This window comes from Colwellia sp. 12G3 (assembly GCF_002836775.1).
GTDB lineage: Bacteria > Pseudomonadota > Gammaproteobacteria > Enterobacterales > Alteromonadaceae > Colwellia.
In genome coordinates this window covers 310,521-332,079 of record NZ_PJAQ01000017.1, presented here as the reverse complement: position 1 = coordinate 332,079, position 21,559 = coordinate 310,521, and the positions used below count along the sequence as shown (strand labels likewise).

General features: G+C 38.9%; 22 protein-coding genes. 10 read left to right on the top strand and 12 right to left on the bottom strand.

Going from position 1 to position 21,559, the window contains the following annotated elements; translation table 11 throughout:
• The first annotated feature begins 100 nt into the window (after positions 1–100).
• A complete protein-coding gene (locus tag CXF71_RS06960) occupies positions 101–442 on the top strand; it encodes a winged helix-turn-helix transcriptional regulator (protein WP_101232224.1) in 342 nt (113 codons plus the stop codon).
• Positions 439–1,467: an NAD(+) diphosphatase gene (nudC, locus tag CXF71_RS06955; RefSeq protein ID WP_101232223.1), complete on the top strand. Its 1,029-nt coding sequence runs from the start codon at positions 439–441 to the stop codon at positions 1,465–1,467. The genes CXF71_RS06960 and nudC overlap by 4 nt, the downstream gene beginning before the upstream one ends.
• 75 nt (positions 1,468–1,542) lie before the next feature.
• Here the strand turns inward: nudC and pcaF are convergent, their stop codons facing one another.
• The 4 genes from pcaF to CXF71_RS06935 all read right to left on the bottom strand — a co-directional run bounded on the left by pcaF (position 1,543) and on the right by CXF71_RS06935 (position 5,730).
• A complete protein-coding gene (gene pcaF, locus CXF71_RS06950) occupies positions 1,543–2,757 on the bottom strand; it encodes a 3-oxoadipyl-CoA thiolase (protein WP_101232222.1) in 1,215 nt (404 codons plus the stop codon).
• Between the two features lie 173 nt (positions 2,758–2,930).
• Entirely contained in the window at positions 2,931–4,244 is a 1,314-nt protein-coding gene (locus CXF71_RS06945) for an aspartate aminotransferase family protein (RefSeq protein WP_101232221.1), read from the bottom strand.
• Positions 4,244–4,996, bottom strand: coding sequence for a 3-oxoacid CoA-transferase subunit B (locus CXF71_RS06940; protein ID WP_101232220.1), 753 nt, complete (start codon positions 4,994–4,996; stop codon positions 4,244–4,246). Before CXF71_RS06940 ends, CXF71_RS06945 begins: the two co-directional genes overlap by 1 nt.
• Positions 4,993–5,730: a 3-oxoacid CoA-transferase subunit A gene (locus tag CXF71_RS06935; RefSeq protein WP_101232219.1), complete on the bottom strand. Its 738-nt coding sequence runs from the start codon at positions 5,728–5,730 to the stop codon at positions 4,993–4,995. The genes CXF71_RS06940 and CXF71_RS06935 overlap by 4 nt, the downstream gene beginning before the upstream one ends.
• Positions 5,731–5,833: 103 nt before the next feature.
• Here CXF71_RS06935 and CXF71_RS06930 point away from each other — a divergent pair, with 103 nt between their 5' ends.
• From CXF71_RS06930 to CXF71_RS06920, 3 genes are all read left to right on the top strand, one after another.
• Positions 5,834–6,637, top strand: a complete 804-nt coding sequence (locus tag CXF71_RS06930; RefSeq protein WP_101232218.1) for an IclR family transcriptional regulator domain-containing protein — start codon at positions 5,834–5,836, stop codon at positions 6,635–6,637.
• Between the two features lie 98 nt (positions 6,638–6,735).
• The gene (locus CXF71_RS06925) at positions 6,736–8,103 is read left to right on the top strand and encodes a DNA recombination protein RmuC (RefSeq protein WP_101232217.1); all 1,368 of its coding nucleotides are present in this window, start codon (positions 6,736–6,738) and stop codon (positions 8,101–8,103) included.
• 130 nt (positions 8,104–8,233) lie between these two features.
• On the top strand, positions 8,234–8,974 hold the full coding sequence (locus CXF71_RS06920) for a substrate-binding periplasmic protein (protein ID WP_101232216.1): 741 nt from the start codon (positions 8,234–8,236) through the stop codon (positions 8,972–8,974).
• A 76-nt stretch (positions 8,975–9,050) separates the two neighbouring features.
• On the opposite strand, the gene CXF71_RS06915 is transcribed toward CXF71_RS06920, so the two are convergent.
• Positions 9,051–10,388 (bottom strand): sodium-dependent transporter, encoded by a 1,338-nt coding sequence (locus CXF71_RS06915; RefSeq protein ID WP_101232416.1) that lies wholly within the window; start codon positions 10,386–10,388, stop codon positions 9,051–9,053.
• Between the two features lie 220 nt (positions 10,389–10,608).
• Between CXF71_RS06915 and CXF71_RS06910 the strand changes: the two genes are divergently transcribed.
• Together CXF71_RS06910 and CXF71_RS06905 are read left to right on the top strand one after the other, a co-directional pair.
• On the top strand, positions 10,609–11,268 hold the full coding sequence (locus CXF71_RS06910; protein ID WP_101232215.1) for an MBL fold metallo-hydrolase: 660 nt from the start codon (positions 10,609–10,611) through the stop codon (positions 11,266–11,268).
• The gene (locus tag CXF71_RS06905) at positions 11,268–12,092 is read left to right on the top strand and encodes an ion transporter (protein WP_101232214.1); all 825 of its coding nucleotides are present in this window, start codon (positions 11,268–11,270) and stop codon (positions 12,090–12,092) included. Before CXF71_RS06910 ends, CXF71_RS06905 begins: the two co-directional genes overlap by 1 nt.
• 70 nt (positions 12,093–12,162) lie before the next feature.
• Here the strand turns inward: CXF71_RS06905 and CXF71_RS06900 are convergent, their stop codons facing one another.
• Positions 12,163–12,618: a YaiI/YqxD family protein gene (locus CXF71_RS06900; RefSeq protein WP_101232213.1), complete on the bottom strand. Its 456-nt coding sequence runs from the start codon at positions 12,616–12,618 to the stop codon at positions 12,163–12,165.
• Positions 12,619–12,764: 146 nt separating this feature from the next.
• Here CXF71_RS06900 and CXF71_RS06895 point away from each other — a divergent pair, with 146 nt between their 5' ends.
• Positions 12,765–13,118: an MGMT family protein gene (locus CXF71_RS06895; protein ID WP_101232212.1), complete on the top strand. Its 354-nt coding sequence runs from the start codon at positions 12,765–12,767 to the stop codon at positions 13,116–13,118.
• Positions 13,119–13,259: 141 nt separating this feature from the next.
• Here the strand turns inward: CXF71_RS06895 and CXF71_RS06890 are convergent, their stop codons facing one another.
• Together CXF71_RS06890 and tpx are read right to left on the bottom strand one after the other, a co-directional pair.
• Positions 13,260–13,730 (bottom strand): Hsp20 family protein, encoded by a 471-nt coding sequence (locus CXF71_RS06890; RefSeq protein WP_101232211.1) that lies wholly within the window; start codon positions 13,728–13,730, stop codon positions 13,260–13,262.
• 283 nt (positions 13,731–14,013) lie between these two features.
• Positions 14,014–14,688: a thiol peroxidase gene (gene tpx / locus CXF71_RS06885; RefSeq protein ID WP_101232210.1), complete on the bottom strand. Its 675-nt coding sequence runs from the start codon at positions 14,686–14,688 to the stop codon at positions 14,014–14,016.
• A 449-nt stretch (positions 14,689–15,137) separates the two neighbouring features.
• Between tpx and CXF71_RS06875 the strand changes: the two genes are divergently transcribed.
• Both CXF71_RS06875 and CXF71_RS06870 read left to right on the top strand, forming a co-directional pair.
• Complete coding sequence (locus CXF71_RS06875) at positions 15,138–16,271, top strand: response regulator (protein ID WP_101232208.1); 1,134 nt, start codon at positions 15,138–15,140, stop codon at positions 16,269–16,271.
• Between the two features lie 83 nt (positions 16,272–16,354).
• A complete protein-coding gene (locus CXF71_RS06870) occupies positions 16,355–17,323 on the top strand; it encodes a GGDEF domain-containing protein (RefSeq protein WP_101232207.1) in 969 nt (322 codons plus the stop codon).
• A gap of 83 nt (positions 17,324–17,406) precedes the next feature.
• On the opposite strand, the gene lnt is transcribed toward CXF71_RS06870, so the two are convergent.
• The 4 genes from lnt to CXF71_RS06850 form a co-directional block, all read right to left on the bottom strand.
• Positions 17,407–19,005 carry an apolipoprotein N-acyltransferase gene (gene lnt / locus CXF71_RS06865; protein ID WP_101232206.1) on the bottom strand — a complete coding sequence of 533 codons (1,599 nt, stop codon included), beginning with the start codon at positions 19,003–19,005 and terminating at the stop codon, positions 17,407–17,409.
• A complete protein-coding gene (locus CXF71_RS06860) occupies positions 18,998–19,876 on the bottom strand; it encodes an HlyC/CorC family transporter (protein WP_101232205.1) in 879 nt (292 codons plus the stop codon). Before CXF71_RS06860 ends, lnt begins: the two co-directional genes overlap by 8 nt.
• A gap of 88 nt (positions 19,877–19,964) precedes the next feature.
• Positions 19,965–20,429: an rRNA maturation RNase YbeY gene (gene ybeY / locus CXF71_RS06855; protein WP_101232204.1), complete on the bottom strand. Its 465-nt coding sequence runs from the start codon at positions 20,427–20,429 to the stop codon at positions 19,965–19,967.
• Positions 20,429–21,535, bottom strand: coding sequence for a PhoH family protein (locus tag CXF71_RS06850; protein WP_101232203.1), 1,107 nt, complete (start codon positions 21,533–21,535; stop codon positions 20,429–20,431). The genes ybeY and CXF71_RS06850 overlap by 1 nt, the downstream gene beginning before the upstream one ends.
• Between the last annotated feature and the right edge of the window lie 24 nt (positions 21,536–21,559).

The following is a 21,559-nucleotide window of genomic DNA, read 5'->3' as shown; positions in this document are numbered from 1 at the left end:
TAGTTAACTATTGCCTGATCATAATGTCATTTTTTGTTTGTTATAGTAACCATGCTACAAATATTGTAGCATGGTGTTTTTTATCATTTCAGGCATGACGATGACAGTACCACTTCCTGGATCACAAGTCCGCGGTTCACAAACTGGTAAGCCTATTATGGCATTACTCGATTTGCTTGGCCGAACTTGGGCGTTAGGCATTATTTGGAATTTACATAGTGGCCCTGCAACATTTAGAGAGTTGCAACAGCGCTGTGAGAAAATTTCGCCTACCTTGCTAAATACTCGATTAAAAGAACTTAAGACTTTAGCGCTCATTGAAACGAAGCACGCTGGTTATCAATTATCCCCCCAAGGCATTGACTTATTTGAGATCATTTCTCCATTAGGACGTTGGTCTTCTCAATGGGCACAAGCACTTAAGGAAGAAAGCAAATCATGACATTAGCGTATGGTAATATGCCGTTAGATAGAGGTACTAACCAACGAAAGAATAAGCGCTGGTTAGCGGGTGAGTTTACCCGTGAAGGTACTTTGTTTTGTGTTATTAATGATGGTCAGTGCCTTTTTGATAAAACAGAGCTTCTTTCGCCAATTTATCTGAGTAAAACACAATTACCAACCGTCAATGTTGATAGTTGCATTTACTTAGGTAAAGGGGACTTAGGTAAATGTTTTACTTTTACCAATAGTATCGATAGCTCTGAACCTATAACAAGATCAGTTTTTGCCATCGACTTTAATAAATTACGCTTCTCCACTCAGGAAGCATTAGGTGACATGGGTCAATGGCAAGGGCTTAGAAAAGTTACCGCTAATTTGTCAGCCATTGATGCTTCAATTTTAGCGCTTGCCAAAGGGTTGGTGCATTGGCATATAAGTCATCAATTTTGCGGTCAATGTGGGCATGGTAATCGTTCAGTTGAAGCAGGACATGCAAGACGTTGCTCTGATTGTCGAAATATGAGCTTTCCGCGTACCGATCCTGCAGTGATCATGCTGGTAGAAAAAATGTTTTCCGATGGTATCTCACGCTGTTTATTAGGTAGGCAAGCGAGCTGGCCTGAGGGGATGTACTCAACGCTAGCTGGTTTTGTCGATCCAGGCGAAACCCTCGAACAAGCGGTCATTAGAGAGGTGGTTGAAGAAACCGCAATACAGGTTGAAAATCCACAGTATATTGCCTCGCAGCCTTGGCCATTTCCTGCTTCAATAATGTTAGGTTTTACCGCGGTAGCGACTTCACAAAGCATTGATATTAGCCAAGATGATTTAGACGATGCTCAATGGTTTTCACGTGAGCAACTTAGCCTGTTTTGCGTTAATGCTTCGATTAATATTTCAGCTACTGACGGTAATGAAGTGACAGCGAGCGTTGATAACCCGCAATATAAAATGAGCAGTGGCGATTCAATTTCGTCCTATTTGATAAACGCTTGGCTGAATAAAGAAATAGGCCAATATTAGTCTAAAGCTGAAACCTAAAAGCGAAAAAAGATAAAAAAGGAAGACTAATTATTAATTAGTCCCCCTTTTAGTCATTTAATTTTTTTCACTATACCTCTCAATGACCATAGCAATGCCTTGACCAACACCAACACACATGGCGCAGAGCGCATAACGCTTACCACTACGTTCAAGCTGTTTAGTTGCTGTAATGAGTAAACGAGTACCACTCATACCTAATGGATGACCCAGTGCAATAGCACCCCCTTGCGGATTCAAACGCTCATCATCATCTTTAAGTCCAAGTTCCCTGGCACTGGCAAGCGCTTGTGCGGCAAAAGCTTCGTTGAATTCAATAATATCCATATCATCCATGCTAAGGCCTAAACGTTTTAATAGTTTGGCGCTCGCTGGTGCTGGCCCAATACCCATAATTTCTGGAGTAACGCCGATAACGGCAGAGCCCAATATTTTCGCTTTTGGCGTTAAGCCATTGGCTAATGCGGCTTCTTTGCTGGCGAGAATAACCGCTGCAGCGCCATCGTTTACCCCAGAGGTATTACCGGCAGTAACTGAGCCACCGTCTCTAAAAGGTGCTTTGAGTGTTGCCAGTTTTTCTAACGAACTAAGTCGTAAGTGCTCATCTTTTTCAACAATGATTGCGTCACCACGTCGCTGTGGGATAACCACAGGGACTATTTCTTCAGCCAATCGGCCATCGTCTTGTGCTGCTTTGGCTTTGCTTTGACTAGCAAACGCAAATTTATCTTGAGCTTCACGGCTTATGTTAAATTGTTCGGCGACATTTTCTGCCGTTTCAGGCATTGAATCGGTACCGTAAGCGGTATGTAATTTTTGATTAACAAAGCGCCAGCCTAACGTGGTATCAAACAATTCAGCGTTACGTGAAAAAGCTGTTTCAGCTTTTGCCATCACCATAGGTGCACGCGACATGCTTTCAACGCCACCAGCAATTAACATCTCTGCTTCGCCGGCTTTAATGGCATTACTCGCCATCGCAATAGCATTCATGCCTGAGCCACATAAACGATTAATGGTACAACCGGCAACTTGGGTAGGATAACCCGCTAATAACAATGCCATACGTGATACGTTGCGATTGTCTTCACCAGCTTGATTAGCACAACCTAAAATCACATCATCCACTTGATTTAAGTCTAATGTTGGGTTTCTGTCTTTTAATGCTTTTAGTGGAATGGCGGCTAAGTCATCAGCACGTACTGATGAAAGTGAACCGCCATAACGACCAATAGGCGTTCTAATTCCATCACAGATGTAAACGTCTCTCATTTTATGTTTCCTTTGTAGGTTTCACTGCTTCGCTATTGGAATAATTTCGTTGTCAAACGCACTTATTATTGACTAGCGTCAATGCCGTGCTATTTCCTAGAAATTTTCTCAATTATCTTTGAGCTCAATAAGCTACTTTTATTAATAGTTTTAATTTAATGTCTTTTGTAAAGTTACAAAGTCATCTCTGATTTTAATAGTTCAAAACCATCTTTTAATGCACTGACTAAATGGTCTATTTCTTTTTTACCCATAGCGGTTGATAACGTTGCAGAGCAAGTGTTTATCATCATAATGCCATTATCGAATAAATGGTCGAGTAGTTTCGTGATTAATTGACTTTCTTTTTTATCAACATAGGCTTCACGGTAGTTTTTAGGTGGCGTGGGCTTAAGGTGAATTCTAAACATACTGCCTGCACCCGTTACACAAGCAGAAATCCCTACCTCTTTAATCGCTTTGTTAATTTCTGCTTTAGCATGAATAGCTAAATCATTAAGTTTAGTCACCGCAGCTTGATCAAAATCTTTCATAGCGGTTAAGCCTGCTGTCATGGTAATAGGGTTGGCAGAGAAGGTACCTGAGTGCGGTAATAATACTTTTGGCTCTGTTGGATCAAGTACTTTCATCACAGCATCACAACCGGCTAAGGCACCTACGGGGAAACCACCTCCAATAACTTTCCCCAGCGCGGTTAAGTCAGGGCTAACATCATAGTTTTGCTGAGCACCACGGTAATTCGTTCTAAAGGTAATAACTTCATCGAATACTAACAGTGACTTATTATCACGGGTCCACTTATGTAGCGCATTAATAAAGGCATTGCTGGCGGGAATTAAACCGACTCGATGAGGCAGTAAATCAACTAAAACACAAGCAATCTCATCTTTGTATTGATCTAAAATTTTAATGGCTCGCTCAGGATCATTAAAGGGAATGACCACCACATCCTCTAATGCTTTTGGTGGTGTGCCGACCGCTACCGGTGTGCTGTTTGGCTTCTCAAGCTCGCCCCAGTTACTTGGGTTTGCTGTTTGACTGACTTCGGCATAATCGTAAGCGCCATGGTAAGCACCTTCAACTTTGGCTATTTTAGCTTTGCCTGTGTAGGCACGTGCAGCCTTTAACATCGCCATTACCGCTTCGGTACCCGAGTTAACGAAGCGAATTTTATCAAAGCTAGGTACTCGGTCGCATAAAAGCTGAGCATAATTAATTTCGACTTCTGTCGCCATAGTAAAGCAACTGCCTTTAGCGAGTTGTGCTGATACGGCATTAACAATAGCAGGGTAGGCATGACCATGAATCAATGATGCCATATTATTAGCAAAGTCGATGCGAGTAACACCCTCAACATCGGTAACATAACAGCCTTCGCCTTTATCGGCGTAAAATGGATACGGCTTTCTAAAAATGGTATTACGACTAACACCGCCGGGTAATACTTTCAGCGCTTGGCTAAATAATTGTTCGCTTTTATTAGTCATTATGACTGAACCTCTCTTGACGAATTAACAGATGAATTATCGAAACCTTTAGCGTCTAGTTGTTCTGTTGCATTAAGTAACTCTACTCCGGTTCGGGCCTGCACATAATCAAAGCTAATACCGGGTGCTAATTCAATCAGTGCTAAACCCTTGTTGGTGACATCAATGACACATAAATCAGTGTATATTCGATTAACTACTTTTTGCCCCGTCAGTGGGAAGCTACATTCAGCTAAGATCTTAGCATCACCTGTTTTGGTGGTATGCTGGGTAATAATGTAGATGGTTTTAACACCAGCGACTAAATCCATCGCGCCACCTACAGCAGGAATAGCATCAGCAGCGCCGGTTGACCAATTCGCTAAATCCCCTTTCTCAGAGACTTGCATCGCTCCTAACACACAAACATCAATATGGTTGCCGCGGATCATGGCAAAGCTGTCACCGTGATGAAAATAAGCCGCTCCAGGAATAGCGGTTACCGGTTTTTTACCGGCATTGATTAAATCTGGATCGAGTTCGTCGGCACTGGGAGAATTCCCCATGCCAAGTAAACCGTTTTCAGTATGGTAGATAACCTCTCTGCCATCAGGTACATATTGAGCGACTTTTTCAGGGATCCCTATGCCAAGATTTACATAGCTACCCTCTTCAATATCTTGTGCACAGCGGTGCGCCATTTGTTCTCTGTTCCAACCAACTTGTGCGACTTGGCTATTTGCATGTTGATTGCTTGTCGCTAAGGTACTCATGCTTTTGCTCCTTGGCTTTTAATTGGCAGGTAAACTACGCCATTTTTAACTAATTGAGACTCTTGCTGTGGCTGGGTTATTTCAATAATACTGTTAACAAAAATACCGGGTGTAACTACGTTTTCAGGGTCAATACCACCGAGCTCAACCATCTCATTGGTTTGTACTAAAGTCGTTGTTGCTGCCATGGCCATAATTGGCGCAAAGTTACGGGCCGTTTTGTTAAAGGTTAAATTACCGTATCTATCGGCTTGTTTGGCTTTAATGAGAGCGAAATCAGCTTTTAAGCCGCGCTCCATTACATAATCATCACCTTCAAAATTACGGATTTCTTTACCTTCAGCCAGTGGCGTCCCTACGGATGTTTTAGTGAAAAAAGCTGGAATACCAGCGCCTCCAGCACGAATGCGTTCAGCTAAGGTGCCTTGTGGTACAAGTTCTAGTTCAATTTTTCCACTACGATATAGTTCAGGAAAAACTAAAGAGTTAGCTGTGCGAGGATATGAGCAAATCATTTTAGCCACTTGGCCATTTTCAATAAGCGCAGCTAAACCTACACGGCCACTACCCGTATTGTTATTGACCACTGTTAAGTTTTTGGCGCCGTGGTCTATTAACGCGTGAATTAATTCAACCGGACTACCGGCTTCGCCAAAGCCGCCAATCATTACGGTATCGCCATCTTTTATATTGGCAACAGCAGTGGCGCAACTTGCAACAATTTTATTTATCATTTTGTACTACTCATATCCCGTTGGTATAATTTCAAAACAAGTTGTGCGCAATGCGAACACTTGTTAGTATGTCGAACATTAAGTGTAAGTTTGAGATTATTGAATGTCAAAGCAAGAACAGGGAAAACATGATGATGATCAAGTTATGATCAAATCTTCAGAGATTGTTCAGTCATTAGTAAAAGGGCTAACGGTTATTGAGGCCTTTAATCAAGAAAGATCCATAATGACGCTGTCTGAAGTTGCTACTGCTACGGGGTTCACACGGGCCGCCGCAAGACGATTTTTGCTGACCTTAGTTAACGAAGGTTATGCCAAGCAAGAAGGTAAGTTATTTTCGTTAACGGCAAAAATACTTAATTTAGGCTTTGCCTACCTTTCTTCACAAGATGTTTGGCAAAACGCTAAACCACTGATGAAGCAGTTAGTTGAGCAGCTTAATGAGTCGTGCTCAGCAGCGGTATTAGAAGGTGAAGATGTTGTGTATGTCGAGCGTGTTGCTACCACTAAACGTATTATGTCTGTCAGCTTGAATGTGGGTACTCGCTTACCTGCATTTGCCACTTCATTAGGTCGAGTACTGTTAGCCGATATGACAAAGGCAGCATTGAATGACTTTTTAACAACATGCAAAATAGAGCAATATACTCCGCACACATTAACAAAAAAATCTGAATTAACAGCGGAAATTTTGCGAGTAAATCAGCAAGGTTACTCCTTGGTAGAACAGGAGTTGGAGTTGGGGCTAACCTCGGTATCTGTGCCAGTAAGAAACAAGGCAGAAAAAGTTATAGGCGCGCTCAGTATCAGTACCCAAATTTCGCAAACAACGACACAACAAGTATTAACGATGATTTTACCTGCGCTAAAATCCTGCGCTAAACGAATTGAGCAGCTAACTCATTAAAATGCTGGTTGAAAATTGGCAGTTATGTTTTAATACCTGATAGATACTGTGATAATACACAGTAACCTTACTGATTTTCCTCGAGAGTAATATCAATTATGAACTTTTCCATAGACCCTGAACACCTTTTACCACTCGCACTAACATTGGCGGTAGTGTTTTTCATAATGCTTATAGGAGTATTATTTCGATTAAGTAACATTAAAAGTGCTGTGTTAGCGCAAAATTATGAACAAGAAGAGTGTATGAAAGAGCTGCTAACTAAATACTTTTCAGAGCAGTTATTACATTTACAGCAAAATTATCAACAAATTAACCAGCAACAATTATCACAAGCACATGATAAGCAACAATTGCAGTTATCGAATAATATAGATCAACAAATGGCTGACTTACGCATTAAACTCATGAGGCAAATTAACGAATTGCAAACTCAGCTCGCCACCAAACAAAGTCAATCATTAGATCAGGTGATTAATCATCTAAATAACACGGGTCAATCTAATCGAGAAGAATTGGCTAAAACGTTGGCACAAAGTAGTGATCAAATGAGTAAGCGTATTGATGGTTTAACGCAAGCGACCGATAAACGCCTACAAGAGATCAGTGGCCAAGTAGAAAAACGCTTGGCTGAAGGTTTTGAAAAAACGACTAAAACCTTTAGCGACATATTGCAGCGGTTAGCTTTAATAGATGATGCTCAGAAGAAAATTACCGAGCTATCTACCAATGTGGTGAACTTGCAAGAAGTACTAAATGATAAGCGCTCAAGGGGAGCTTTTGGTGAGGTACAATTAAATAGCCTGATCAGAAACGTATTGCCAGAGCAAAGTTTTAAACTGCAACATACGTTATCAAACGGTAAAATTGCCGATTGTGTGCTTTTCTTACCTAAACCTACGGGGAATGTTGTTGTAGACGCCAAGTTTCCGTTAGAAAACTATCGAAAAATGGTCGACTTTGAAAGTCATGAGGTTGAACGAAAATCAGCTATGCGCCAGTTTAAAATCGATATCAAAAAACATATTAATGATATTAGTGATAAATATCTGATTGATAACGAAACAGCCGATGGCGCTATTATGTTTATTCCGGCAGAAGCTATTTTTGCCGAAATCCACGGTCATCAAAGTGATCTGGTTGAATATGCCAATAAGAAACGTGTATGGCTGACATCACCGACAACATTAATGGCGATATTAACAACTGCACGCTCGGTGCTTAAAGATGAGGCGACTCGTCATCAAATACATATTATTCAGGCACATTTGTCCGATTTAGCACAAGACTTTAACCGCTTTAAAGGACGTTTTGCTAGCCTTGCCAAGCATATAGATCAAGCAGCAACGGATGTGAAACAAATTCATACCTCAGCAGATAAAATATCTAGCCGTTTTGAAAAAATAGAGCAGGTGGATCTTGCTGAAAAAAAATCCCTAGTATCGCTTGAAGAGAAGTGTGAATAATAAAAAATGCTATTTTATTGTGGTGTCGTAGTTTGCATGCATGCATGCATGCCTGTAATGTAAAATAGGTAACATTACTAATTACTTTGTTTATAATTGTTTATTACACTTGTTAGAGATCTGTTCAACTATGTTTAAAATATTGTACCGCTTACTTATCGTATCGCTATTATTTTCATCAAGTTTAGTCATGGCTAAACAAGACCTAAGAGTAGGTGTGGGTAACTTTCCTCCTTTTTTTGTTGAAGAAACGCAGCAAGGTTTGTTTCTTGAAATTACCGAAGCAATATTCAAAAAACTCCCCGAATATAATGTGAAATTTATCTATATGAGTAATCATAGGTTATTGCATGAAATTAATTCAGGCAAAAGAATCGATGTAGCATGTAATATATTTTCTGATTCACAACTTGATGGTTTTTTATCAGCGCCTATCTTTCGATATACCGATGTTGCCGTATCCAAAAAATCAGCCAAACTGAATGTTAATAAAAGTGCTGATCTACAAGGTTTATCCATTGCTGCCTATCAAGGAGCTAAAGACTTACTCGGGGAGGATTTTAAGAAAATGGCACTGGCTAACCCTCAATACACTGAGCACCCGCAGCCCAAAGAGACCACTTATATGATGGTTGCTGGCCAAAAAGATATTCGTATTGGTGATATTAATATTTTTTTACATGACTTAGCTAATAATCATTATAAAAGAGATGTGAAACTAGATGCAAAAGACTTTATCATCCATAGATTATGGCCTGACGTATATTCACATATGGCTTTTAAAGATGAAAAACTTAGGGATTCAGTCAATACGGTTATCAAAGAATTAACGGAAAATGGCACCATAGCAGCCATTTACCTTAAGTATTGATAACCTTATTGTCATTAAGAGTAGTGAGTAACTGTTCACTACTCTTAATTGGAAAATTATAAAAATTAAAAAGTGCTTAAAAAGCTACATTAACAAAGACAACGACTAATAAAACTGGACAGATAAAACGTAAATAAAAGCCAAGTAATCTTAATGATCTGTGTTGGTTTAACTGGGCAATATCGGTAAGCTGATTACCACGTTTCCATAACCAACCTACCACAATGAAATAAAACAAGGACATCAGAGGCTGCAAAATAGTGGTTAGTAGCTGTATCACTAAGCCAAATAATTGTTCAAAAAAGGCAATCAGTATCATACTGGCAATAAAAACTAGCCCAGAGACTAACCAAGTTGCACGCTTTCTTGTCATGGCTTTATCTTCAATGAGGTAAGCAACTGGTACTTCGGTTGACGAAATAGTCGACGTAAGAGCGGCAATCGATAATAAAGCAAAGAAAGCAAAAGATACCAGTAAACCGACGCTGCCCATAGAGCTAAAGAGTGTCGGTAAAATATTAAAAATAAGTTGACCTTCACCAATTAAGTGACCGTCGATAAAGACTTCTTGGCCATTATGTTGAGCGACAAACAGTGCCGGAATAATAAGTAAACCCGCAACAAAAGCAATAAAAGTATCAAGTAAAGTAATAGAAAGTACCAACTTACCGACACTTTGTCCTTTAGGCATATAAGACCCATAAGCCATCATAGCCCCCACACCAATAGCGAGTGAGAAAAAAGCTTGTCCCATGGCCGATATGATTAACTTTGGCTCAGTTATTTGGCTAAAATCAGGCACTAAATAAAGAGTCACCCCTTGTGATGCACCTTCTTGTTGTAATATATAGATTATTAAACCTAGTAGCATCACTAATAACATTGGCATTAATCGCGCGGACCAACGTTCAATACCACTGTGGACACCTTGATGCACGATAGCTGCACCTAGTACGATAAATATAGGAGTGAAGATGACATTACGCAGTGTGCTTGAGGTAGATAGCCATTGAGATACATTCATTAAACCGACTAATTCTGCTAATGATGCGAGCGCATGGGCCAGCATCCAACCTGCTACTATGGTATAAAAACTGAGCATCATCATGGCGCCAATAATACCTATAATACCGGCAGAGTGGCCTAGTTTTTTAAAGCGTTTACCACAAGCGTTAGCTAAAGCAGATACTGGGTTAGTTTGTGCTTGATTACCGATATAAATTTCCGCATAAAGGGCAGGTAAAGCAAGTAAAAAAGTTACGGCTAAATAGACAACTAAAAAAGCACCACCACCATTATTTGCAGCTTGAGTGGGAAACCCCCAAATATTACCTAAACCTATGGCAGCACCTGCTGCAGCTAGAACAAAACCAAGACGAGAATGAAAAGAATCACGAGAAGAAGTTGTGGTCATAAAGAGTGAGTTGTCGTTAAAAATTAGTTGCGCAAAGCTTACCGAGTTAAGAGGCTTAGGGGAAGTATTATTCATTGCTTTTGTTACATTTTCACTAGCTGTACAAGGAAAAAAATTATGTATACTCAAGCCACCTTAAGTATGCTTAAACTCGCATCTTTAGGTGGCTTAAGTATATAATACGGCCATTTTGTAATTAATAACGATTGAAGAGCAAGATATGTTAAAGCATGAAATTATCCCGGTAACTCTTTTTGAGCAAAACTGTACCTTATTTTGGTGTAGTGAAACGAAACAGGCGGCGGTAGTTGATCCCGGTGGGGATATCGAAAAAATCAAAGCTGGCATTAGTAAGTATGGTTTAACACTTGAGACAATTTTGATTACCCATGCCCATATTGATCATGCAGGAGCTACTGACGAACTTGCGAGACATTTTGATGTGCCGATTGAAGGTCCTCACAAAGCAGATCAGTTCTGGATAGACGGTATTGAAGATCAAAAACAACGCTTTGGTGGGTCTTTTTCGTATGCGACCAAGTTTACGCCAACCCGTTTTTTAGATCAGGGTGATACGGTTAGCTTTGGTAATATAGTGATGGAAGTATATTTTTGCCCAGGTCATACACCGGGTCATGTCGTGTTTTTTCATCGAGAGTCAAAAATTGCCCAAGTGGGTGATGTGCTATTTAGTGGTTCTATTGGTCGCACTGACTTTCCGCGCGGTGATCATGCAACGTTAATTAACTCTATCCGAAACAATTTATTTCATTTAGGCGATGATGTCCGTTTTATTCCGGGTCATGGACCTATGAGTACCTTTGGACAAGAACGTCGCAGTAACCCTCATGTTAGTGATGCCGCAGTAGGAATAAGATAATGACTGGCTTGGTTATAAAGGCTCAACGTAAATTAAGAAAAATAGACAATAGTAAAATTTTTCAAGGCATTGTTATTGCGGTTATTTTATTATCAGCGCTATTGATAGGGGCAAAAACACATAATTTATCAGCTAATGCTATCGCTATTTTACTTTTAATGGATGTGGTGGTAACGGTATTTTTTGCAGTCGAAATTTCTATTCGTTTTTTAGCTTGCCCTCAGAAGAAAGTTTTTTTTAAAAATGGTTGGAATATTTTTGATACCATCATTGTTGTTGGTAGCCTAATTCCATCGGGCGGGTCTGGCGTACTACTCGCTCGATTATTACGAGTATTTCGTGTTTTACGTTTAGTCTCAATGGTACCTGAATTACGCTTATTGATTAATGCATTACTCAAAGCGATACCTCGTATGGGCTATATCGCACTGCTGATGTTTGTCATTTTTTATATCTATGCCGCAATCGGTAGTATGTACTTTAGTCCGATTAACGAAGTGTTATGGGGCGATGTGTCCATCTCTATGTTGACCTTATTTCGTGTCGCCACTTTTGAAGATTGGACGGATGTAATGTATGAAACAATGGCCATTCATCCACTAAGTTGGATTTATTATTTAACCTTTATCTTTTTAACCGCCTTTATCTTTTTAAATATGATGGTGGGTACTGTATTAGAAGTGATGAGCCAAGAGCATGATCAATTTCGTGCTGAGCAACACGGGGAAAGCGGAGATGGTGGTGAGCCAGCCAGTCGTGCGCAAATTGAAAGATTAGAAAGTGAACTAGCAGAAATTAAAGCACTGTTGTTGGCGAAGAATTGAGTTAGGTAGTCTAGCTGAAAGGCAGATAATCAGTTGGGTTTCTGCCTATTGCCAAGCGCTATTAATATGCTTATTGAGTTTGCTTAAACTGAGTGATAATACGGTCAAGGTGATTAGCAAAATTTTGTCTATCGGTTTGATTTAACGCTGGTGGCCCACCTGTATGCACGCCACTAGCGCGCATAGTGTCCATAAAATCACGAATATTGAGCCGTGATTTAATATTCTCTTTAGTATAAAGCTCGCCACGAGGACTAAGGGCAATGCCGCCTTTATCTATCACTTCATCCGCCAATGGAATATCACTGGTGATAACTAAATCATTTGCATCAATACGCTTAACTATTTCATCGTCAGCAACATCAAAGCCACTACTCACTTGCATAAAACTTATGAAGGGCGAAGGTGGTATACGAATATGATGATTTGCTACTAAAGTTATGGCTATTTTCGTTCTATCGGCTGCTTTAAATAATATCTCTTTGATCACCACTGGACAGGCGTCTGCATCGACCCAAATTTTCATGTTCTTCCCTCGGGTCTGTTGACCACTCGCGTTATATTTACTTATCCTAGTATGATACCGTAATTCATTCGATAATTAAAAACTTGCTCACTAAAGACTTGGGTATACTTTTGAGTATAAACCTAAGTAAGCTGGACTTATAAAACATGTTAAATTCGCACTACCAACAAATATGGCAAACGGTACAGTTAATACCTGAAGGTAAGGTTGCCTGTTATGGACAAATAGCTGATTTAGCCGGCTTACCCGGTAGGGCTCGTATGGTTGGTAAAGCCTTAGGTAAGGTGCCTAATGATGGATGGCGCGGACAAACAGTCCCTTGGTTTAGAGTCATTAACTCACAAGGTAAGATTTCTTTCCCACCCGGTAGTGAGAATTTCGATAAACAAAAGCATCACTTGCAAGATGAGCAGATCGTTGTGATTGGCTGCAGAATAAAACTTAAAGACTTTCAATGGCAACCTGATTTGTCCGAGATACTGTTTTCACTAGAATTTTAAGAATAGGGGATGTTAATGATTTCTAAGTTCTGGCAGTAAAATTGTTCAACAAAGCCATCTTATAACAAAAAAGCCCAGTCAAAGACTGGGCAAAAAAACAAATGGAGAAACATAAAGGAAAAACAGAATGAAAATTAAGGCTTAAGAATCTCCATTTAATAAGCTTTTGCCATTAATGGCAATCTTTCGAGGTTTTAATGCTTCGGGAACCTCTCTTTCTAAATCAACGTGCAACAAACCATTTTCCATAAAAGCACCAATGACTTTAACGTGCTCGCCTAGTTGGAATTTTCGTTCGAAATTACGCTCAGCAATGCCTTGATGCAGAAATTGACGAGGGCTTTTACTCGCATCTTGTTGTGGGTTGGTAGCAGATTGTTTAGTACCAACAATGGTTAAACCGTTGTCTTTAGATTCAATATCAATATCTTCTTCACTAAAGCCTGCGACGGCCATGGTAATTCGATATTGATTTTCGGCCAATAACTCAATGTTATAAGGCGGATATGAGGATTGTTTGCCAGGTTGAGATGCTTTATCAATTAATCCAGCTAAATGGTCAAAGCCAATGAATGAACGATAAAGAGGGCTGAAATCTGTAGAGTTACGCATAATAAGTTATCCTAAAATATAGCAATAAAATGATTATTATTTTAAAAGTAGACGTTCGTATGGTTAGTCATTCCCTAGCAAAACAATATTGCCTAGAGTAAAACTATGAAAACGTGCTGTAGTTAAAATAATGCTGCCTTTCACAATGAACAGGCTGTTGTGTAGTCCCTTACGGCGACTACACAATTATAGATGGGATTGTTTGCTGTTTTTTCAAGAATAAAGTTGAAATAATATCTTAGTGTATTGTTAAGGTTCTGTTTTTATTGTGATTTATAATGGGTTATTTTTCGGTTTCTTTTTCTACTTGCACTTTAATTGATTCGCCATCGAGCACAATAACAGGTGCGGTATATCTAACCTTTGCTAAAGCTTTATCATAATTCGGGTGCTGTGAGATATTAGCAACAAGCTCTTTGTAAACAATCATACCTTGGTTATCTATAACAAATATTGCACGGGTAAGTAGTCCCATATCTTTTATTAACAAACCATAACTAGCCCCAAAATCACGCCATACTGAATCAGATAGCACTTTAATAGCATCCACCTTTTCAACATCACAAAAACGTTTTTGAGCAAAGGGGAGATCATTACTGATCGTTAATATAGTAATATTTTCAGGGAGTTTTGCTGCTTCTTCATTGAATCTTTTTGTTTGAATAGAACAAACACCCGTGTCTAGACTTGGTACAACTGAAATAAGTATCGTCTGTCCTTGGAAATCCTGTAATGTTACTGGCGCAAAATTTTTATCAACCACTTTAAACTGTGGAGCTTGCTCACCAACATTTACCTGCTGACCGAGAAGCGTGACATATTTATCTCCAGCTTTGACCAGGTTTTGTGTCGATGTCAGTTTGTTTAAATCATAATTGAAAGCGTGGCAAGTTGAATTAAAAGCGGAACTGGCAATAAATAAAGCACATAAGGTGATGTTTGAAGTAGAAAATTTCATGTTATTTTAAAAAAATTGGTTAAAGGGATCTGATCTTAGCCGTTTAGCTATATAAATTCTATAAATAGTAATATTTCATTGTGTTTTATATTGGATACTCTATGGTTATCAATAGAGGCTAGATATATTTTAATTCAGCCGTTGTTATTGTTTATAACCGCTCCTCTTGAAGATGCTCGTTTCAGGAAGCTTGAGCGAATCATATTCAAGGCACATTTTTTTATTAATGGTTATTCCCTTAAAAACAAATGTAACGATGAATATGGTTTGCTCAGGTTTCCCCAAAGGGCTGGTTTATAAACGCTTTATGTAGCGTTATTGATTTCGACAATAGAATAACTATTATCTTCAATCAATGCCTTACCTAAAGGCGTTTATAATTCCAGCTGAATCCTGCATCTTCAAGTGGAACGGGTATAATTATCGTTTATGTAAGGCCCAAGATTAATATGACCACTAAATTATTAATTTGTGATGATTCTAATATGGCGCGCAAACAAGTGGCGCGTTCATTACCCGATGGTTGGGATGTAGAGATAAGTTTTGCCGCCGATGGTGCTGAAGGAATTGAAGCGATAAAGGCAGGTAAAGGGGACGTACTTTTACTCGATCTTAATATGCCTGTAATGGATGGATATCAGGTGCTTGAAGCTATTTTAGCGCAAGACTTACCAACACTTACCATTGTTATATCAGGTGATATTCAACCTGAAGCTCATCAACGTGTTACCAGTTTAGGCGCGTTAGGTTTTATTCAAAAACCCGTCAATAAAGATATCCTTACTAAAGTGCTTTCATCTTATGGGGTTTTCTCTAATGAAAATTCTGCAAGTAGTCATGAACTTGAACCATCGAATAATCCCTCAACTAATGTAGCCGTTACTCCAGAGACAAATCCTGTGGTTAAAATGCCTGTGAAGCCTATCACTGCACAGGTTAATATTCCTCACGTTGAAAGTGAACCAACAGTTGATGAACCTGAAATTAGCTTATCAGCAGACATGCGAGATTGTTATCAAGAAATAGCCAACGTGGCAATGGGGCGTGCAGGGGACTTGCTTGCTCGTTTACTTGATGTGTTTGTCGAGTTACCTATTCCTAATGTGAACTTCATCGAGGTCAGTGAGCTTAGAATGGCGCTCAAAGATATCGAAAACCATGAAAGCACTTCAGGTGTCTGTCAGGGGTTTATTAGTGCAGGTATTTCAGGCGAAGCGCTGTTGATCCTTAATGATTCAAGCTTTAAAGATGTCGCGTCATTGATGAACTATCAATACGATGCCGATATGGGCACTGAATTAGAGTTATTAATGGATTTGGCTAACGTACTTATTGGTGCCTGCTTAAAAGGGGTGTCAGAACAGCTTGATATTCAGTTCAGTCAGGGACACCCTGAAGTCTTAGGGCAGCATAGAAAAATCTCTGATTTAATTGCCAATAATGCCAATAAATGGAAAAAAACACTGGCAATAGAAATTAGCTATAGCATAGAGAATTACCCAATAAAGTGTGACTTGTTATTACTCTTTACAGAAAAATCTATGAAAACACTTAATAATAAATTGGCCTATTTAATTGATTAACTAATGAGTTAATAAATTAACACTACTCAACCCAAGGCAATAGGGGATGAGTTAGCGCGATAAAGCGACGACAGGAATTGGTTATGACGTTAGAAAAATCACAATTAAATGAACTACATTGGCTAATGGAAATGTTACATAACATTGATGTTGGTCTGGTAGTGCTTGATAAAGAGTTCACCATTCAAATATTTAATGGTTTTATGGAAAACCATAGTGGTTTGCTACCCCGTGAAGTAAAAGGACAGTTAATATTTGAACTATTTGAAGAGATCCCACAGGATTGGTTTACTCGAAAAGCAGAGTCAGTGTTTTTACTAAAAAATAAAGCGTTTACTATATGGGAACAAAGACCTTATTTATTTAAGTTTGATAGTTACCGGCCGGTTACGGGCAGCGCTGAATTTATGTATCAAAACACGACATTTATTCCGTTATTATCATCTACTGGTGAAGTAAGCCATTTATGTTTGTTGGTTTATGATGTTACGGACAATGCCGTGCATAAGCAGAGCTTGAAAAAAGCGAATGAAGAGTTGGCGATACTTAGTCAAACCGATGGCCTAACCAAATTGTTTAATCGAACGCACTGGGAGCAATGTTTATTAGCCGAACATAAACGCTGGAGTCGAAGTCAACACTCAAGTTCATTGGTGATAATAGATATTGATCACTTTAAAAATGTTAACGATAGTTACGGACATATTGTTGGGGATGAAGTGATTCGTCACCTTTCAGGTTTGATTCGTCATCATGTTAGAGAAACCGATGTTTGTGGACGTTATGGTGGTGAAGAGTTTGCCATTTTATTATCGGACACCCCGCTTAAAAATGCTTATATCTTTGCAGAGCGGCTTCGTAAAGAAGTGGCAGAAGCCACGGTGACGTACAATGATATTGATATAACATACACTATTAGTGTTGGTGTTGCTGAAGTCGATGAGAGTATTACCAGCCATGAAGCTTGGATTGAATGCGCTGATGGGGCTATGTATCGTTCAAAAGAAACCGGACGGAATAAAACCTCACTGCATCCTAAGCAAACTAGATAGCAAAGCTTACTAAAATAAATAAAGTGATGAAACGCACTTTATTTATTTTATTTACTATTAACGTTGTCGATTAAAGTTAACGATTAAAACTTAAAACCTTTCATCATTGTCAGTGGCACGAGTATCATTAACCATAAGATTAAGTTTGGCCATTGGCTATAGGGTGTATTGCCCGAAACATACTCTACCTTCCCTCTAAGCACTACTTCTTCAAATTGTGGCGCAATAGCAGTAACCTTACCTAAATGGTTTATAATGCCCGTTACACCATTGTTTGTTGCCCTTACCAAGGGGCGACCAAACTCAAGTGCACGCATGCGGGCAATTTCAAAGTGCTGGTGTGGGCCATGAGAGTCACCAAACCAAGCGTCATTACTGACTGTTAAAATCATCGCGGTATCATCGGTGAAATTGGCTGCTAATTGCATTGGAAAGGCTATTTCAAAACAATTTAGCGGTAAGATATGTAGGTTATTGGCCACCAAATTCGGCTGTACATAGTTACCTGCAGTGAAAGATGACTGAGGTAAGTTAAAAAAGGGCGCTATAGGGCGAAGTAACTCTTGGAAAGGGACAAACTCACCAATAGGTAATAAATGGCTTTTATAGTATCTATTACTGTGATTGTAATAATATCCTTGCTCATCTGCAGTATTTTTCTTACCTAGAACAACCAGCGCATTAAAATACTCCTTGCTCTCAAAATTGTAGTTAATTAACCCTGTAATTATTGTGCTGTTATTTAACATTGCCGAGCGGTTCACTGTACTTAAATAGTCTTGAACTGCAGGCTCTACTGCAGGAATAGCAGATTCAGGCCAAACAATAATATCAGCATCGTAATTGACCCGTGTTAAATCTAAATATTTTAACATGGTCGGCCATTCTTGCTCAGGCTCCCACTTCATCGATTGGGGGATATTACCTTGGATAAGCGCTACTTTAGCCGATTTACCAGTGAATTTAGTCCAACTCACCTGAGTAAGCGCAACACTTATCAGCATAATACTAGCAGCTAAGGCTAACGGAATAGCTAAATTCTTACATGTTCTGTTAACAGTATTGATTTGATCTGTTTTATTGAATGAATTCGATAAATTACAGTAAATTTTAACCCAGCAAATATTTAAGAGTAAAATGATTCCAGTTATGCCCACTTCACCGATAACGGGGGCAAAGCTAGCTAAGGGACTATCTATTTGGCTGTAACCCAGCGATAACCATGGAAATCCAGTTAGTACTACAGAACGCAAATATTCACATAGCAGCCAAATAGAGGGGAATAACCATAAGTTAACTTGTTTATTCTTAGTGATTCTTGCCGTTAAATAACCAGCAAGCGCAGGGAAAATAGCGAGGTAGGCACATAATGCTAACATCAGTAGTAAAGAAAATATCAGTGGTAGTCCACCATATTGGTCAATACTGACATGAACCCAACTAATCCCACTGCTAAACCAACCAAAGGCAAATAAAGCCACTTTTTTAGCGGCTAGCTTAGGGGACGCATGGCTGACTTGATGTAGTGTTATGCTAGGTAAAATGAGTGCCAACCACCAATAGGAAAATGGTGCATAAGCAAAAACCAAGAAAAAGCCACTAAGAAAACACAGCCAATGACTTGGGTTGGTGAGTTTGTTTTTTATGGATTGAAAAACAGAGTTTTTATTAGTTTTAGTCACTCACTTTACCATTGATTTCGTGACTTTTATCAACACTTACTTGCAGCATTTGCATCCGTCTACTATCCGCGACCAGCACTTTAAACTCAAAGTTACCTAAGCTAAATAATTCACCTTTTTGTGGCATATGGTTAAACTGACGCAAAACAATACCACCGATGGTATCCGCATCATTTTCATTAAATTCACAGTTAAAGTACTCATTGAAATTGCTAAGCTCTGTAAGGGCTTTGACTAAATAAACATTACCGGCTAAATGCTTAATCTCTTCTTCAATTTCATCATCGGTTTCATCTTCGATTTCACCAACTATTTGTTCTAAAATATCTTCGATAGTAATGACACCTGAAACGCCACCATATTCATCAACGACAATGGCCATATGGTATCGGTTAGAACGAAACTCTTTTAATAAAGGCTCAACTTTCTTACTTTCAGGCACAATAATGGCAGGTCTAATAATATCACTTAAGCTAAAATTATCACTTTGGGAATTAAAGCCGAATGCGAGTAAATCTTTTGCTAATAAAATACCATCAACGTGATCGATATCCTCATTAACAACGGGAAAACGTGAATGACCAGACTCTAGGATAATAGGTAAGAACTCATCAAGGCTATGGTTAATATCAATAGTAACCATTTGTGAGCGTGGGATCATAATATCTCGAACGCGCATTTCTGATACGTCTAAGACCCCTTTAATCATTTGCTTGGTTTCAGGATTGATTAAATCTCTGTCATGAGCATCATTTAATATATCAATCAATTGATCTTTGTTTTTCGGCTCAGGCGTTATTACTTGCAGGATTTTACGCAGAAAGGATTTATTGGCTGAACCGTTACTAGAGTGGGGGATGTCATCGCTCATAGAGCTATTTGTATTCCTTTATTATGTTATCGAGTATGTTATTCATCAATTGATGAGTAACTGTATTGTTATAAATTATTGTTATAAATTATTGTTCTAAATAAGGATTACTAATCCCTAGTTTCGCTAAAATAGTAATCTCAATAGATTCCATTTCAACTGCTTCAGTGTCACTTATATGATCAAAACCAATTAAATGCAAGCAGCCATGAATAACAAGATGTGCCCAATGATCAAACAAGGCTTTGTTTTGCTCTAAGGCTTCTTGTTTCATTACTTCAATGCAAATTATTAAATCGCCTAGTAGATTAAGTTCAATACCATCAGGCACTTCAAAAGGAAAAGATAATACATTGGTCGGCTTATCTTTTCCTCGATATTGATTATTTAACTGCTGGCTTTCTTCATTATTAACTAGGCGAATGGTGAGTTCAAAATCTTGCTTTACCTTGCTAACTTCGGCTAAAGCCGTATCAACCCATAGTTGAAATTGTTCTTTAGTCGGTAATTCTGTTGGAGTGCAGGCAATTTGGAGATCGATTACATGAGCCATTAGCTTAAACCGCTCTTATCATTACTTGCTTGCTTAGCCTGTTTTTTTTCTTGATTTTGTCTATTGATTTTTTGTTCATGGCTATCGTAGGCATCAATAACTCTGGCAACTACGGGGTGGCGAACAACGTCTTTAGATTGGAAAAAGTTGAAACTAATACCATTAATATCTTGTAAAACTTCAATGGCATGACGAAGCCCTGACATTTGATGACGAGGTAAATCAACTTGAGTAATATCACCGGTAATAACGGCTCGAGAGTTAAAGCCAATACGCGTTAAAAACATTTTCATTTGTTCTACAGTAGTATTTTGACTTTCATCTAAAATAATAAAAGCATCATTAAGGGTTCTACCACGCATGTAAGCCAGTGGTGCAATTTCGATAACATTACGTTCGATGAGTTTTTCAACTCTTTCAAAGCCAAGCATTTCAAAAAGTGCATCATAAAGCGGTCTTAAATAAGGATCTATCTTTTGTGATAAATCACCCGGTAAGAAACCTAACTTTTCACCTGCTTCTACCGCGGGTCTGGTTAGCAAAATACGACGTACTTCTTGACGCTCTAGCGCATCTACCGCACAGGCAACAGCTAAGTAAGTTTTACCGGTACCAGCAACACCGACACCAAAACTAATATCACTAGTAATTATGTTTTGTACGTAATCTTGCTGATTACCATTACGGGGTTTAACAACACCTCGCTTGGTTTTAATAGTCACCATATCATCAAATTTTTTGCCTAACTGATCATCTACTTGATTACTTGATGTCGATGATACTTTATCGCTAAGCTGGACTTGCTCAAGACAATCAGCTTCTAAAATGGCTAAATGTACCATTTCAGGGGTTATTATCTTGCCTTCCCCTTTAACTATTTGGCTTTCAAGATAAAGGTCTTTGAGGATTTTAACAACGGACTGACGATTTTTGGCTTTACCAACAACGGTAAACTCATGGCCACGGTAACTTATCTCAACACCTAAGCGTCGCTCAATAGTTTTTAAGTTATCGTCCATAGGCCCAGATAAATTTGCCTGCCTATGGTTGTCTACAGGTGTCAAACTGAAAACGTCTTTGGTTATTTTACTCGCTGGTGTCGTCAAATTTATTTCCGCTTTAATAAATTA